This window comes from Salegentibacter sp. BDJ18, assembly GCF_017579965.1.
Lineage (GTDB): Bacteria > Bacteroidota > Bacteroidia > Flavobacteriales > Flavobacteriaceae > Salegentibacter.
This window is the reverse complement of the sequence record NZ_JAFLQX010000002.1, coordinates 369,551-384,534: the sequence shown is the minus strand read 5'-3', so window position 1 is coordinate 384,534 and position 14,984 is coordinate 369,551. Positions and strand designations below refer to the sequence as shown.

Annotated in this window: 12 protein-coding genes; 3 read left to right on the top strand and 9 right to left on the bottom strand. The window is 38.0% G+C overall.

All coding sequences use genetic code 11. The features are described from left to right. Positions 1 to 84 precede the first annotated feature (84 nt). From J0871_RS02345 to rplM, 6 genes are all read right to left on the bottom strand, one after another. Positions 85 to 1,263, bottom strand: coding sequence for an acyl-CoA dehydrogenase family protein (locus tag J0871_RS02345; RefSeq protein WP_208223109.1), 1,179 nt, complete (start codon positions 1,261 to 1,263; stop codon positions 85 to 87). 56 nt (positions 1,264 to 1,319) lie between these two features. Beyond that, on the bottom strand, positions 1,320 to 2,042 hold the full coding sequence (locus tag J0871_RS02340; RefSeq protein ID WP_208223107.1) for a methyltransferase: 723 nt from the start codon (positions 2,040 to 2,042) through the stop codon (positions 1,320 to 1,322). 88 nt (positions 2,043 to 2,130) lie between these two features. Continuing rightward, positions 2,131 to 2,958: a translation elongation factor Ts gene (gene tsf / locus J0871_RS02335; RefSeq protein ID WP_057482612.1), complete on the bottom strand. Its 828-nt coding sequence runs from the start codon at positions 2,956 to 2,958 to the stop codon at positions 2,131 to 2,133. A gap of 88 nt (positions 2,959 to 3,046) precedes the next feature. Then, the gene (gene rpsB / locus J0871_RS02330) at positions 3,047 to 3,940 is read right to left on the bottom strand and encodes a 30S ribosomal protein S2 (RefSeq protein WP_057482613.1); all 894 of its coding nucleotides are present in this window, start codon (positions 3,938 to 3,940) and stop codon (positions 3,047 to 3,049) included. Between the two features lie 165 nt (positions 3,941 to 4,105). After that, positions 4,106 to 4,492, bottom strand: a complete 387-nt coding sequence (rpsI, locus tag J0871_RS02325; RefSeq protein WP_057482614.1) for a 30S ribosomal protein S9 — start codon at positions 4,490 to 4,492, stop codon at positions 4,106 to 4,108. Then, the gene (gene rplM / locus J0871_RS02320) at positions 4,492 to 4,947 is read right to left on the bottom strand and encodes a 50S ribosomal protein L13 (protein ID WP_079720668.1); all 456 of its coding nucleotides are present in this window, start codon (positions 4,945 to 4,947) and stop codon (positions 4,492 to 4,494) included. Before rplM ends, rpsI begins: the two co-directional genes overlap by 1 nt. Before the next feature lie 340 nt (positions 4,948 to 5,287). On the opposite strand from rplM, the gene J0871_RS02315 reads away from it, so the two are divergent. Further along, positions 5,288 to 5,881, top strand: a complete 594-nt coding sequence (locus J0871_RS02315; RefSeq protein ID WP_208223105.1) for a hypothetical protein — start codon at positions 5,288 to 5,290, stop codon at positions 5,879 to 5,881. A 118-nt stretch (positions 5,882 to 5,999) separates the two neighbouring features. Here the strand turns inward: J0871_RS02315 and polA are convergent, their stop codons facing one another. Continuing rightward, positions 6,000 to 8,831, bottom strand: coding sequence for a DNA polymerase I (gene polA / locus J0871_RS02310; RefSeq protein WP_208223103.1), 2,832 nt, complete (start codon positions 8,829 to 8,831; stop codon positions 6,000 to 6,002). Positions 8,832 to 9,100: 269 nt separating this feature from the next. On the opposite strand from polA, the gene J0871_RS02305 reads away from it, so the two are divergent. Both J0871_RS02305 and J0871_RS02300 read left to right on the top strand, forming a co-directional pair. Next, the gene (locus J0871_RS02305) at positions 9,101 to 10,327 is read left to right on the top strand and encodes a metallophosphoesterase (protein WP_208223101.1); all 1,227 of its coding nucleotides are present in this window, start codon (positions 9,101 to 9,103) and stop codon (positions 10,325 to 10,327) included. A gap of 107 nt (positions 10,328 to 10,434) precedes the next feature. Further along, a complete protein-coding gene (locus J0871_RS02300; RefSeq protein ID WP_075325076.1) occupies positions 10,435 to 10,731 on the top strand; it encodes a thioredoxin family protein in 297 nt (98 codons plus the stop codon). Here the strand turns inward: J0871_RS02300 and J0871_RS02295 are convergent. Both J0871_RS02295 and J0871_RS02290 read right to left on the bottom strand, forming a co-directional pair. Next, positions 10,728 to 11,417 (bottom strand): polysaccharide deacetylase family protein, encoded by a 690-nt coding sequence (locus tag J0871_RS02295; RefSeq protein WP_208223099.1) that lies wholly within the window; start codon positions 11,415 to 11,417, stop codon positions 10,728 to 10,730. The two genes, J0871_RS02300 and J0871_RS02295, sit on opposite strands and share 4 nt — an antisense overlap. A 126-nt stretch (positions 11,418 to 11,543) precedes the next feature. Beyond that, complete coding sequence (locus tag J0871_RS02290) at positions 11,544 to 14,846, bottom strand: DUF2723 domain-containing protein (RefSeq protein WP_208223097.1); 3,303 nt, start codon at positions 14,844 to 14,846, stop codon at positions 11,544 to 11,546. Positions 14,847 to 14,984 lie beyond the last annotated feature (138 nt).

Sequence of the window (14,984 nt, the reverse complement as noted above, 5' to 3'; positions counted from 1 at the left end):
TCTAATATATTGTGTTTTTAACAAAGCTGAGATGCTGAAATGAATTCAGCGTGACGATGTTAGCATACTTATTTAGAATTACTTTTACTGAAAAGCAGGAATCCCGGTAATATCCATTCCCGTAATTAATAGGTGAATATCGTGTGTGCCTTCATATGTAATTACACTTTCCAGGTTCATCATATGGCGCATAATGCTGTACTCGCCGGTAATTCCCATTCCGCCTAAAATTTGGCGCGCTTCCCGGGCTATTTTTATAGCCATTTCCACATTATTTCTTTTAGCCATAGAGATTTGAGCCGAAGTTGCTTTTCTTTCGTTTTTAAGAACGCCCAGTCTCCATGCCATAAGCTGAGCTTTTGTGATCTCGGTGATCATTTCTGCTAATTTTTTCTGCTGAAGTTGCGTGCCGGCAATTGGTTTGTCAAATTGCACTCGCTCTTTTGCATAACGCAAAGCGGTATCATAGCAGTCCATTGCGGCGCCTATAGCTCCCCAGGCAATTCCGTAGCGGGCAGAATCAAGACAACCCAATGGAGCACCAAGTCCGCTTTTATTTGGCATTAGATTTTCTTTTGGCACTTTTACATTGTCAAAAATAAGTTCACCTGTTGCGCTGGCGCGAAGTGACCATTTGTTATGAGTTTCAGGAGTAGAAAAACCTTCCATTCCTCTTTCTACGATAAGTCCGTGAATACGGCCGTTTTCATCTTTTGCCCACACCACTGCAATATCTGCAAAAGGTGCATTAGAGATCCACATTTTGGCGCCATTTAGTAAATAATGATCGCCTTTATCTTTAAAATTCGTAGTCATCCCGCCGGGATTAGAACCGTGATCTGGCTCGGTAAGGCCAAAACAACCCATAAATTCTCCCGAGGCTAATTTTGGTAAGTATTTTTTGCGTTGTTCCTCGGTACCGTATTTATAAATAGGGAACATTACCAGAGAACTTTGAACGGATGCGGTAGAGCGAACCCCACTGTCACCTCGTTCAATCTCCTGCATGATTAGTCCGTAGGAGATTTGATCCAGGCCGGCTCCGCCGTATTCTTCAGGAATATATGGGCCAAAAGCTCCAATTTCAGCTAAACCGCTAATTATAGATTTAGGGAATTCTGCTTTTTGAGCAGCATCTTCAATTATGGGGGAAACTTCGCGTTTCACCCATTCTCTGGCGGCATCGCGAACTATTTTATGTTCATCGGTTAATAGCTCATCAATATTATAATAATCTGGGGCCTGGAAGTTATCTGTTCTCATTTGTGTGGTGTTTTACACAAATGTAACCAAGCTTTTGAAAGCAAACAATTTTAAGATTATAATTTAAGATAGAAGTCTTTTACAAGCTTTTTGTAAGTTTCTGTATAATTATGTCGTGAAATTTCAATAATAAGTTCATTCTCTTGCAGCTCAATTTCTTTAAAGCTAAAACTCAATAAATTTCTTTTTATTGCTGATGTTTCATTGCCGCGTACCCTGGTGATTTTCTTCGGAAAAAGGCCAAATTCACTAGCCAGGCTTATAAACTCTGTTTCCTCTTTATAGGGAATAATTGTATTGAATTCCCCTTCTGGATGAAGCAATTGCGAAACACCTTCAAGTAATTCTGAAAAAGGCAGGGCTTCAGCAAAACGTGCTTTATTTCTACTTGCGCTTTCTGAAGTATAATCTTCCGCATAAAATGGCGGATTGGAAATTATAAGTTCATATTTCTCTTCATCCTGCATTTCTTCAATAAACTCGTCAAATGCGGCGTGATAGCAAAATAGCCTGTCTCCCCAATTGCTTTGTTCAAAATTGTCCACAGCTTGTTCGTAAGCATCTTCGTCAATTTCTAAAGCATCAATAAGAAGGGCAGGAGAGCGTTGTGCTAGCATTAATGCAATTAAACCTGTTCCTGTGCCAATATCAAGTATGCTGTCTGGTTGGTGCTCCAGGGAAGCCCAGGCGCCCAGTAAAACCCCGTCGGTGCCAATTTTCATGGCGCAGCGATCTTGCTCTATCTTGAATTCTTTAAACTGAAATGCTTTTTCTGACATTTGATAAAATTAAAAAAACCGCTCCAGATAAGTGAAGCGGTTTTAGATTTATTAGGATTTCCGCCTGCGCGGAAATGACAAATTATAATTACTCTCCTAAAGCAACTCTTTCGAAACCTACAACAGTAAGATCTGAATCTACAGATTTTACGTAGTCTGCAACACTTTGTTTTCCGTCTTTGATAAAAGCCTGGTTAACCAAAGTGTTGTCTTTAAAGTAACGCTGAATTTTTCCTTTTGCTATTTTGTCTAGCATTTCTTCAGGTTTACCTTCCTGACGAAGTGTATCTTTAGCGATTTCTACTTCTTTATCTATGGTTTCCTGGTCTACACCTTCTTCGTTAAGTGCGATAGGGTTCATAGCGGCAGCTTGCATAGAAACGTTTTTTGCAGCTTCATCTGCACCTTCAACATTTTTAGAAAGACCGGTGATTACAGCAATTTTGTTTCCTGCGTGAATATAAGAACCTACAAACGGAGCTTCTAAAGTTTTAAAAGCACCAATTTCTATTTTCTCACCGATTACACCAGTTTGCTCAGTTAATTTATCTTCAACTGAAATGCCATTGTAATCTGCTTTAAGCAATTCTTCTTTTGAAGAAACAGTAAGTGCGATATCTGCGAAATTGTTAGCCATTTTTACGAAATCATCGTTTTTAGCAACAAAGTCGGTTTCACAGTTAAGAGAGATGATAATACCTTTGGTGTTATCGTCGTTTACCTTAGCAATTGCAGCACCTTCGGCTGAATCTCTATCGGCTCTCTTAGCAGCAACTTTCTGACCTTTTTTACGAAGTACTTCAATAGCCTTGTCAAAATCACCATCTGCCTCTACAAGTGCCTTTTTACAATCCATCATACCGGCACCGGTAGCTTTTCTTAATTTGTTTACTTCTGCGGCGGTTATCTTAGCCATAGTATTGTTTTTTATTTAAAAAAGTCGCTTAGAGACCAACTGTTAGGAAAGAAACTAAACGACTTTTTGAATGTTATAAAATGTTATTTTATTCTTCTTCGTTAGATGAAGCTTTGTCTAAAGTTTCTTTCTTAGACTCAAGTTTTACATCTTTCTTAGCTTCTTTCATTGCCTTTTTGTCTTCGGCATCTTTAGAAGGAGCTTCAGCCTCTGGTTGCTTTACAGCAGCCTTTGGTGCTTTTGGCTCTTTTTCTTCTTTGTCAGCTTTCTCTTTTTTAGATTCTTTAGAAGCTTTTCTTTCAGAAAGGCCGTCTACAATAGAATCTGCAACATAAGAAACCACTTTGTTGATAGACTTTGAAGCATCGTCATTAGATGGAATTACGTACTCAACCTCACGAGGATCTGAGTTCGTATCAACCATAGCGAAAATTGGAATGTTTAATTTTTGAGCTTCTTTAATAGCAATGTGTTCACGAGTAATATCAACAACAAAAAGCGCTCCTGGAAGTCTGCTCATATCAGAAATAGAACCAAGGTTCTTTTCTAATTTAGCTCTTAAACGATCTACCTGAAGACGTTCTTTTTTAGAAAGTGTATTAAAAGTACCATCTTTCTTCATTCTATCAATAGAGGCCATTTTCTTAACAGCTCTACGAATAGTTACAAAGTTGGTAAGCATACCACCGGGCCAACGCTCGGTAATGTATGGCATATTTGCTTTTTCAGCTTGTTCGGCTACTATTTCTTTAGCTTGTTTCTTGGTAGCTACGAAAAGTATTTTTCTTCCGCTGGCTGCAATTTTTGCAAGGGCATCACCTGCCTCCTGCATTTTAGCAGCACTCTTATATAAGTTGATGATGTGAATCCCATTACGCTCCATATAGATATATGGGGCCATATTTGGGTTCCATCTTCTTGTAAGGTGTCCAAAATGTACACCTGCATCAAGTAATTCTTTTACTTCTACTTTGTTTGCCATTTTTGTAATAGTTTACGTTCTGTTGAAGATAGCAACAAGTAAGTGGCTGTTTTAAAAACACGGCCTTACCTGTTTAGATGCTAAACTAACTTCCGCTGGCAGCGGAATAACAACAAAAATCTTTTTAATATTAAATGAACTTTGGAATATAAATTCCAATAAAAATTAACGTTTAGAGAACTGAAATTTCTTACGAGCTTTCTTCTGTCCAAACTTCTTACGCTCTACCATTCTTGGGTCTCTGGTCATTAAACCTTCTGGCTTTAACACCGCTCTGTTCTCTGCATCCAGTTCTACCATTGCTCTTGCAAGTGCAAGACGAATAGCTTCTGCCTGTCCTGTAATACCACCACCGTAAACATTTGCTCTTACGTCAAAGTTATCGTCATTACCGGTAAGGTTAAGGGCCTGGTTTACTTTGTAAAGTAAAGGACCTGTGGTAAAGTAGTCTTTAAGGTCTTTTTTGTTTACGCTAAATTTTCCGCTTCCTTCAGAAACATAAACACGCGCAACCGCCGTTTTTCTACGGCCAATTTTGTGAATAACCTCCATTACTTAAGATCGTTTAAGTTAATAGTTTTAGGCTTTTGTGCAGTGTGATCGTGTTCTGATCCTGCGTAAACCTTTAAATTTCTAAATAGGTCTGCTCCAAGTTTGTTCTTTGGTAGCATTCCTTTTACTGATTTTTCGATTAATCTCTCTGGATTCTTTTCGAATAATTCAGCTGCTGTTAGACTTTTTTGTCCACCCGGGTAGCCAGTATGACGAATGTATTCTTTCGAATCCCATTTCTTACCGGTTAAGTTGATCTTTTCTGCGTTGGTAACAATTACGTTATCACCACAATCAACGTGCGGGGTGAAGTTAGGTTTGTGCTTACCTCTTAGTAGCTTGGCTACTTTAGATGATAGGCGGCCCAACGTCTGTCCTTCAGCATCTACGTGTACCCATTCTTTGGTCACGGTAGCCTTGTTGGCTGATACTGTTTTGTAGCTTAATGTGTCCACACTAATTAAATTTACTTATTATTAAACATTCCATTCCCATTCCCAGCATAATTCATGTCGGGAAATCGGGGTGCAAATGTACAATTATAAATTCATATAGCAAATCCGAAATTAATTAATTTGTTTTGAGGAAGATAGCTGTACTTCAGAATTTTAAGATTGCGCTTTTTCAGAAAGTTTTTGAAGCTATATAAAACCATTACAGCTTTAATCCTACATTATTCACCTAATCTGAATCGGTAAAAAGCACGTAATGAACGTTAAACGGTAATATTTATGTTAATAAAGTCATAAATATCTTCTAATGCACCATATATTTGTAGCCCCAAATTTATTTGCTATGAAAAACCTATTTATGTTTAGAAACCTTTACGCAGTGTTCGGGTTGGTGCTTGTTTTAGCTTCTTGTGAGCCAAACCAAGATCACGTAGCCGAAACTGAAATTACCGCAACTAATGCAATGGCAACTATTACTCCTGAAGATCTTGAAGGAGAATGGAAACTTTCTGCAATGAATACCGATACCGCTGTAGATCTTAACAACGATCAAGTATTTAATTCTAATATTTTGTTGGAAACCGATTGTTTCCAGGATATGGGGGTTGTATTTTATGCCGGTGGTGATATGACCACTACAAACTCCAGGTTGGATTTTAGAGCCGGGGTAAATAATAATGATTTTGAATGTCTTTCCGGCAGAACAGATACCGGGCTTTGGGATGTTGAAAATGAAAACGACCAGGAAAGGTTAGTGATTACCATGACTATTAATGGAGAAACCTATACTCATAAACGTATATTAGAAAGAACCACAAATACCTTTGCATTTGAAGTAAACAAATTAGAATCTCAACAATATTTAAACGGTAGCCCAGATGGGACCGATGCCGAGAATGTAGATGTATTATCTTTAGAATACACTAGAGTGAATTAGTAACCTAACCAATAAATTTTAGTGTTAGATAGAAAAACCTCGCAGCTTTGGTTGCGAGGTTTTTTGTTTTTCCTAAAGATTGCTTCAGTCGTGCCTCCCTCGCAATGACGGAGAAATTCTAATGTGCTTCCAGCCAGTTATTGCCTTCTCCTAATTCTACGTCTAAAGGAACATCCAGTTTGTAAGCGTTTTCCATTTCAAACTGAATCATTTTCTTTACTTCTTCAATTTCATCTTTATGGGCATCAAAAACCAATTCATCATGAACCTGAAGTAACATTTTGGTTTTGAATTTTCCTTCTGTAAGTTTTCGGTAAATATTAATCATTGCCAGTTTTATAATATCTGCTGCGCTACCCTGTATTGGGGCGTTTACCGCATTTCTTTCTGCAGCGCCACGCACTACCGCATTTTGTGAATTAATATCTTTTAAATATCGTCTCCTTCCTAAAATGGTTTGCACATAACCATTTTCCCTGGCAAAAGCTACCTGGTCTGCAATGTATCCGGTAAGTTTTGGATAGGTTTTATAATAGGTGTCAATAAGTTCTTTTGATTCGGCACGTGATAAATTGGTTTGATTGCTTAAACCGAAGGCTGAAACGCCATAAATAATTCCAAAATTCACAGTTTTAGCGTTGCTTCTTTGCTCACGGGTTACTTCATCTATATTTACGTTAAAAACCTGGGCGGCGGTAGAAGCGTGAATATCTTTGCCTTCTTTAAAGGCTTTGATCATATTATCTTCTTCGCTAAGCGCCGCGATAATGCGCAATTCAATTTGAGAATAATCGGCAGCGAGTAGAATATGATTTTCGTCTCGCGGAACAAAAGCTTTTCTCACCTGGCGACCACGCTCGGTTCTTATCGGTATATTTTGAAGGTTAGGATTGTTGGAGCTCAATCTTCCCGTAGCTGCAATAGTTTGCACATAATCGGTATGAATTCTGCCGGTAGCTTTCTGTACCTGGTTTGGTAAAGAATCTACATAGGTATTTTGGAGTTTTACCAGCGCACGATACATTAAAACATCCTCTACGATCTTATGTTCTTTAACTAAAACTGAGAGCACATCTTCGCTGGTTGAATATTGGCCTGTTTTGGTCTTTTTGGGTTTTTTAACCAATTCCATTTTTTCAAAAAGGATAAGCCCTAATTGTTTTGGGGAGCTTATTTTAAATTCTTCCCCGGCTTCTTTATAAATGCTTTGCTCCAAATCTTTAATATCACTATCCAGTGCGTCAGAAAGGGATTTTAGGAAATTCTCGTCTAATTTTATGCCTTCCAATTCCATTGCGGCAAGCACTCTAACCAGCGGAATTTCAATTTCATCAAAAAGCTTTCGGGTTTCTGCTTCTTTTAATTCCTGCTCAAAGAATTTTTTAAGCTGAAGGGTAACATCGGCATCTTCTACGCCATATTCGGTTTGCTCTTCAACCGGAACCTCCCGCATCGACTTTTGATTCTTTCCTTTTTTTCCTATTAATTCTGAAATAGGTTGCGGCGTATAATTAAGGTAAGTTTCGGCCAGTACATCCATATTATGGCGCATATCTGGATTGATCAGGTAATGCGCGATCATAGTATCGAAAAGCTTTCCTTTTATTTCAATATTATATTTTGCTAAAACCTTGATATCATATTTAAGGTTTTGTCCAATTTTTTCAATTTTTTCGTCTTCAAAAAACGGTCTTAACTCCTCACTAAGTTCCTGGGCTTTTTCTCGTTCTTCGGGGAAAGGCAGGTAAAAACCTTTACCGGGTTCCCAGGAAAACGCAATACCAACCAGCTCTGCTTCCAGCGCATTTAAACTTGTGGTTTCAGTATCTAAGCAAACGCTTGTTTGCTTCATTAAATTTTGAAGGAATAATTTCCTGGACAATTCAGTCTTTAAACTTTGGTAGACGTGAGCCGTATCTTTTAAAGATTTTCTTCCACCAGTGCTAGTCTCAATTTTTTCTGAATTATCACCTCCAAACAAAGAAAACTGGCCTTCGCCTGCAGTTTTGGAAACTTTTTTAGCTGAAGGAGAATTAGTGAGCTGGGTTTGTGGTTGGTCTTCTTCGCCGCTAAATAATTTTATAAATTGATCTCTTAACCTTCTAAATTCAAGTTCTTCAAAGATCTCCTGCACTTTTTCGGCATCAGGTTGGGAAAGTTCGTAATCTTCAGCGTGAAATTTAACATCACAATCGGTAAGAATCGCGGCAAGTTTTTTAGAAAGAATTCCCTGTTCGGCGTGACTTTCAACTTTTTCTTTCATTTTACCTTTCAACTGGTTAGTATTCGCCAGTAATTCTTCCATACTTCCAAATTGCTTCAGGAATTTTTTAGCGGTTTTTTCGCCTACGCCGGGAAGTCCGGGTATATTATCTACCGCGTCACCCATCATTCCAAGAAAATCTATCACTTGCTCCGGCCGCTCAACCCCAAATTTCTTTTGTACTTCAGGAATGCCCCAAATTTCTATGCCATTACCCATTCTTGCAGGACGATACATAAAAATATTTTCGCTCACCAATTGGGCAAAATCCTTATCTGGAGTTACCATAAAAACCTGGTAGTTTTCTTTTTCAGCTTGTAGGGCGAGGGTGCCAATAATATCATCGGCTTCACAACCGGGAAGCACTACCACCGGGATGTGCATCGCATTTAAAATATCCTGGATAATTGGAATAGCTTCTTTTATTGGTTCTGGAGTAGCATCGCGGTTCGCTTTATATTCAGCAAACATCTCGGTTCTAACCTGGCTACCTTCTTTATCAAAACAAACGGCTAGATGATCTGGCTTTTCCCGTCTAATAACATCAAAAAGAGAATTCATAAAACCCATAATTGCCGAGGTATCAAAGCCTTTAGAATTTATCCTGGGGTTTTTTATAAAAGCGTAATAACCACGGAAAATAAGCGCGTAAGCGTCCAGTAAGAATAAGCGTTTTTGAGCAGACATATATTTTGGAATATTGTTTTTCTAAATATCCCAAAACTACAAAGATATTATCATACTGGCTTTAGTGGGTCTTAAAAACTTGAAGTAACCTGCTAACTATTATTTTGCAATTAGTGGTATAGTCAAATTTTATGCTGTACGACATTTATGGCACTATTTAGGATAAAAATTTGTCGGGTTATTATAACTAAAACAGGCGTTAAAATAAACCCAAACGAAATTTATAAAGTAATGATTAAAAGTATATTCGCAAAAATTTAAGAGTACTCATGCGCTGGATTATATTTATAGTTTTCTTCCTTTTAATAGAGATTTATGCCTACCAGGCTTTAAAAACACTTACCCGTAATTACTGGGTGATAATTTTATATTTTGTTATTACCGCTGCGGTTTTGGGTAATTTCCTATACCAATGGCTTAGCCCTGTAGAAGGTAGTGTCCTCACCGGGGCGCGGGGTTATGCCTTTGGGTTTCTACTTTCGGTATTACTTTTTAAACTTATTCTCACCCTAATTATGTTTGGGGAAGATATTTACAGAATGGGTATCGCAGGATATGAAAAATTATCTTCTTCTAAAGGAAATTTTGCGCTCCCTTCACGTAGAAAATTTTTGAGTCAGTTAGCCCTGGGACTTGCTGCCATTCCTTTGGCCTCGGTTTTATATGGAATGTACCAGGGAAAATATAATTTTAGAGTTTTACGTTATACATTATACTTTGAAGATCTACCTGACGCTTTTGATGGTTACCGATTAAGCCAAATTAGCGATGTTCACAGTGGTAGTTTTGATAATGAAAAGAAAATTAAATACGGCGTAGACTTACTCAACGAGCAGGAAAGTGATATGGTGGTTTTTACCGGGGATCTTGTTAATAACGAGGCTTCAGAAATGGAGCCCTGGAAAGAAATGTTCAGTCAAATAAAGGCGAAAGATGGGGTTTACTCTATCCTGGGAAATCACGATTATGGAGATTATAAAGACTGGAATTCTTCTGAAGAAAAAAAACAAAACCTGGATACTTTGAAGGAAACCCACGCCAAAATGGGTTGGCAACTTTTACTGAATGAGCATAAAATTATTGAACGAAACGGTGAAAAAATCGCTTTAATAGGTGTAGAAAACTGGGGCGCCGGCGGATTTAAAAAAGAAGGAGATCTAGATAGGGCTGGGGAAGGACTCACCGAGAAAGATTTCAAAGTTTTATTAAGTCACGATCCTTCTTACTGGCAGGAAAAGATAAAGAAAGATCCTAAACATTACCATTTAACGCTTAGTGGCCACACGCATGGAATGCAGTTTGGTATTGAAATTCCAGGCTGGTTTAGATGGAGCCCGGTGCAATATCGTTACCAAAACTGGGCAGGAATATATGAAGAATTTGGCCGTTATATTAACGTAAACCGCGGATTTGGCTATTTGGCTTTTCCCGGGCGTGTGGGAATTTGGCCAGAAATAAGTGTAATTGAACTCAAAAAAGGCTCAAAACCTGCATAATCTGGAGAATTTGCTATATTTGAATTAGTATTTGCTCCGAAAAAAAGTATGAAGTGCGTTTCCCATTTTGAATCTCACTTAGTGAGTCTAATTAAAAGAAAAACTACATGTCAAAATTTGGAGAATTAATAGATCTCAATATTCCGGTCTTGTTAGATTTCTATACTGAATGGAATGAAGATTCAAAGGCTATGAGTCCTGTTTTACGGGAAGTTGCTGCTTCTATGGGCAATAAGGCAAAAGTGATAAAAATTGATGTAGATAAAAATGCTCAACTTGCCGAAGCGCTTAGGGTGAAAGCTTTGCCAACCTTAATGATCTATAAATCTGGTGAGATGAAATGGCGCCAAACCGGGGAACAGGACGCTGCAACGCTGGTAGGTATTCTTAAGGAATATATTTAAAGCGCTTTAAAACTGAAGCCTTTTTCAGCATAATATTCCAAAACTTTAGGTAGTGTATACTCCAAATTTTTAAAGGCTTTTTGGCTGTCGTGAAAAACAATAGTACTTCCACCTGAAGCATTATTTATCACATTTTTAAAGCATTTTTCTTTAGAAATTCTGTTTTCAAAATCTCCACTTAAAACTTCCCACATCACTATTTTATAATTCAGTTTTACAAGTTCTGTAGCCTGGGAATTTTTGATCTTACCGTAAGGAGGACGAAAGAATTTTTGCGCTGAAGTTGCGGGTTTCGGGTTATTATTATCTCTTTTCTCTTCTCTATATTCTCTCTTCTGTTTTCTATTTTCTAAAAGTATTTCCTGGGCCTTAATTACGTTCTCCACATAGACCTCGGTTTTGGTTTTCCAGCCGTTTAAATGATTAAAAGTATGGTTGCCAATGCTGTGTTCTTCTTTTAATAATTGCTGAAAGATTTCAGGGTTTTTCCTAATGTTGTCACTAATACAAAAAAAGGTAGCTTTTGCATTATACTGCTTTAATTGCTCTAAAACCCAGGGCGTAATTTCAGGAATAGGGCCATCATCAAACGTGAGATAAATACTTTTTTTATCCTGAATTTGCGTAATTCGGTTGGGATAGAGTTTCCTTAAAATTGAAGGATATTTTATAAAAAACGGGTTCATATTAGAAAAGTGGTTCAGAGAAAAGTTGAATCGGGTTGCGACCTGAAATCCAAATGCTGCCACTCCGTATTTTGAAAAAATATTCCTGCCAGATTTATAAACCTTGCAGGAATATTTTTAATTTTTTTATTCTTCTACCGCAGAATCTATTCTAAGTGAATTATTTCCCTGGTTCAATTCAGGATTTAAGCCTTCCTCAATGGCACTTTCCTGGGGATCTTGCGGATCTATTTCTTCTTCCTCACCATAAAAATGACGAAACATTTCCAGATGTTCATTAAATTCATCGGCTTTTTCTTCGAGAATTTCTTCATCCTGGTGAACTACGAGTAAATCTACCAGCGCGCGGTAACGCTCGATATCAGATACAATTTCATTGAAATTTCTATACTGCCTGTCTATATCCCAGCTGCTGTAATATTCAAGGTTTTCCTGGTAGTTTTTAGCAATTTTCGCCCAAATTTCCCTTGCCTTTTCGGGTTCGCCAACTTCATAATAACCGCTAACATAAGGTTCTAAAAGCGCATAATATTGAAAATGTTCTACCGGCATATGTTCCATTGCAAGGTCAAGCACTTTGTTAGCCCGTGTAGTGTCTTGTTCGTTTAACAGGTTTTCTACCAACCTGGCAAGATTACTTCTGTAGGTAATGGAATTTCGGCGCGTTTCAGTATCGTGATAAATATCGTCTGATCCCATATTACCCCAATCCCAATTCATTACAATATCGTACATCTTATCGGTGTTGATGCGTCCCATATCGTAAGGATTTCTTTGGTCTATTGGCGTTTTAATAGGAACAAGTTTATATGCTACACCTTCAAGCTGCAGGTATTCTTTCATCCAAAGATAATCTTCGTCGCTAAAGCTTCCCCCAGAAAAATAAATTGGTCTTTCCCAATTATTGTTGGCAATAATATCCAGCATTAACAATGTATTCTTGTAAATAGCCTGCGACTCAATATTAATTACAATTTCATCTACAATTTGATCTGCAAAACGTTCTTCTACGATTCCGTTTTCTAAAACAGCTTGTTTATCTACAGGAACACTTATATTTCGAGTAGGGAAGGTGTTTATTGTTTGGCCGCTTTGTAATTCGGCTTTTGTTCTTGGGTCATCGTTTTGTATATAATTCAACCAGGTTTTGATAGGAATAGTGTCGCGGGTAACTTCTTTAGCAAAAACCACATCGTTAACTCCATTGTAATCCTCATTTTCAAATTGTGATGGAATAGGATCACTTTCAAAAGCCTTACGCTTCATTTGGTCTATATACCAGTCGGTGGCAAAAAGGCTTGTGTTTACCACTCTCACATCGGTACGGTAGCGTTCAATTTGCTGTACATACCAGAGCGCAAAAGTATCGTTATCTCCAATGGTGAAAATAATACCATTTTCATCTACAGAATCCAGGTACATTTTGGCCATGGTAAGTGTAGAATCCCTACCGCTGCGATCGTGATCGTCCCAGTTTTCTGAAGCCAAAAGTACAGGAACCGCTAAAATTGATGCTGCAATTACAATTGGTGCAGCCAATTTTGGTTTCAGGAATTTTTTAGCCCAGTCAAAGAGGGCGTAGGCTCCAAAGCCAATCCAGATGGCAAAAACGTAAAACGAACCAACTAAAGCATAATCGCGTTCCCGGGGTTCAAAAGGTCTTTCATTTAAGTAAATTTTGAGTGCAATTCCCGTAAAAAGGAAAAACACCAGTAAGACCCAAAAATTATTTTTATCTCGTTTAAATTGAAAAACGAGTCCTATTAATCCTAAAATTAGTGGAAGAAAATAATAGGTATTTCTGGCTTTGTTATTTTTTACATCGCTGGGAAGATTGTCTTGTGGGCCAACGTGCATCTCGTCTATAAAATCTATCCCGCTAATCCAGTTTCCGTGAACATCGGTATATTTTCCCTGTATATCGTCCTGTCTTCCAACAAAATTCCACATAAAATATCGCCAGTACATATAGCCAATCTGGTATTCTAATAGATAGCCAATATTTGAAGCGAAAGAAGGTTTCTCAATATTTAAATAATCACCAAACTGTCTTAAGAAGTTGTGATAATCGTTATTATCCAGTTCGCCCTGGGAAAAACGATTCTGGAACTCGTTTACTGCACTTACCAGCCTTTCTTCCCCCTGGTATTCTGGTTTTATGGTAAAATCTAAGGGGCCGGTAAAATCCATGTAATTAGCAGCGTGCTGCGTACTCCACATCCTGGGCAGGATTGCTTTATGCGAATCGTCTAGGTTTTGTTTTGCATTTTTATAATCGTTTACAATAATATACTCCCCGGCTTCTTCATCTTTTTCATACTTTGGTTTAGCATCGGTATATGGATTATCTTCATCTAAACCGGCATACATTTCAGAAAACTGCGGGCCGTAAAATAAATGTGTTTCCCCGTATTGTTCCCGGTTATAATAAGCGAGTAACTCCCGCGCATTATCGGGACTGTTTTCATTAATAACCGTAGGAGCATTAGATCTTATAGGAAGCATTACCCAGCTGGAAAATCCAATAAGGATAAAAAGAATGCACAGGAATAATGTATTAAGCTGAAAATAATTTTTCTTTCGGGTATAATTGATTCCGAAGTAAAAAGCAGCAACAATCACCAGGAGTGCAATTACGGTTCCTGTATTAAACGGAAGCCCCAGCGAGTTGGTAAAGAATAATTCTGAAGCAGCAAAGAAAGTAAGCGTGTAGGGTAGAAGTAGTTTAAAAATAAACATCAATACAGCGACCACCACAATATTGGCGATAATAAAATTCTTTACAGTAACCTTTTTATAATTTTTAAAGAAATATAGAAAGCCTATGGCGGGAATGGTAAGTAATCCCATAAAGTGAACCCCAAAAGATAAACCCACAACCAGGGAAATAAGAATTAGCCATCTATTTCCGCGGGGTTTAAACATATCCCGTTCCCATAACAAACCTAAATAAAACATAAGCGCCATTAGGCAGGCGGCCATGGCATAAACTTCGGCTTCTACTGCGCTAAACCAAAAACTATCGGTAAAAGTAAAAGCTAAAGAGCCAACCAGCGCACTACCTAAGACAGCCATTTTATTGGCAGGTTTTAATTTTTCTATAGGTCCGGCTACTTTTAAAACCAATAAACTAATAGACCAGAACATAAATAAAATAGCAAATGCACTTGCTGCGGCCGACATAAAATTCACCATAAGCGCCACCTGGGAATTATCTGGTGCAAATGTTGAAAAGAATGCTCCCAGCATCTGGTAGAAAGGCGCCCCCGGTGGGTGGCCTACTTCAAGATTTGCCGAGGTTGCAATGTATTCACCTGCATCCCAAAAACTTGCGGTGGGTTCTAAGGTAAGGGTATAAGTGGTGAGCGCAATTACAAATACCAGCCATCCTAGTATTTTATTCCACTTCCTGAAGCTAAAATCTGTCATTATTGAGTAAAGTTGAGTAGTATGTGGCGAATTTAATAATAAAATTGTGAATGCTCTGTAATCGGGAATTAAATGCTTTAAGGCTTGCCTCGAAGTCTGGAAATACTTTCCAGGTGGTACCTGTTTTAAGCTTTACTC

What these genes read in the sequence shown, in the direction of transcription:
- J0871_RS02295 (WP_208223099.1), bottom strand. Translation starts at nt 11,417, where the DNA reads ATGAACCCGTTTTTTATAAAATATCCTTCAATTTTAAGGAAACTCTAT.
- J0871_RS02315 (WP_208223105.1), top strand. Translation starts at nt 5,288, where the DNA reads ATGAAAAACCTATTTATGTTTAGAAACCTTTACGCAGTGTTCGGGTTG.
- J0871_RS02305 (WP_208223101.1), top strand. Translation starts at nt 9,101, where the DNA reads ATGCGCTGGATTATATTTATAGTTTTCTTCCTTTTAATAGAGATTTAT.
- polA (WP_208223103.1), bottom strand. Translation starts at nt 8,831, where the DNA reads ATGTCTGCTCAAAAACGCTTATTCTTACTGGACGCTTACGCGCTTATT.
- tsf (WP_057482612.1), bottom strand. Translation starts at nt 2,958, where the DNA reads ATGGCTAAGATAACCGCCGCAGAAGTAAACAAATTAAGAAAAGCTACC.
- J0871_RS02345 (WP_208223109.1), bottom strand. Translation starts at nt 1,263, where the DNA reads ATGAGAACAGATAACTTCCAGGCCCCAGATTATTATAATATTGATGAG.
- J0871_RS02340 (WP_208223107.1), bottom strand. Translation starts at nt 2,042, where the DNA reads ATGTCAGAAAAAGCATTTCAGTTTAAAGAATTCAAGATAGAGCAAGAT.
- rpsB (WP_057482613.1), bottom strand. Translation starts at nt 3,940, where the DNA reads ATGGCAAACAAAGTAGAAGTAAAAGAATTACTTGATGCAGGTGTACAT.
- rpsI (WP_057482614.1), bottom strand. Translation starts at nt 4,492, where the DNA reads ATGGAGGTTATTCACAAAATTGGCCGTAGAAAAACGGCGGTTGCGCGT.
- J0871_RS02290 (WP_208223097.1), bottom strand. Translation starts at nt 14,846, where the DNA reads ATGACAGATTTTAGCTTCAGGAAGTGGAATAAAATACTAGGATGGCTG.
- J0871_RS02300 (WP_075325076.1), top strand. Translation starts at nt 10,435, where the DNA reads ATGTCAAAATTTGGAGAATTAATAGATCTCAATATTCCGGTCTTGTTA.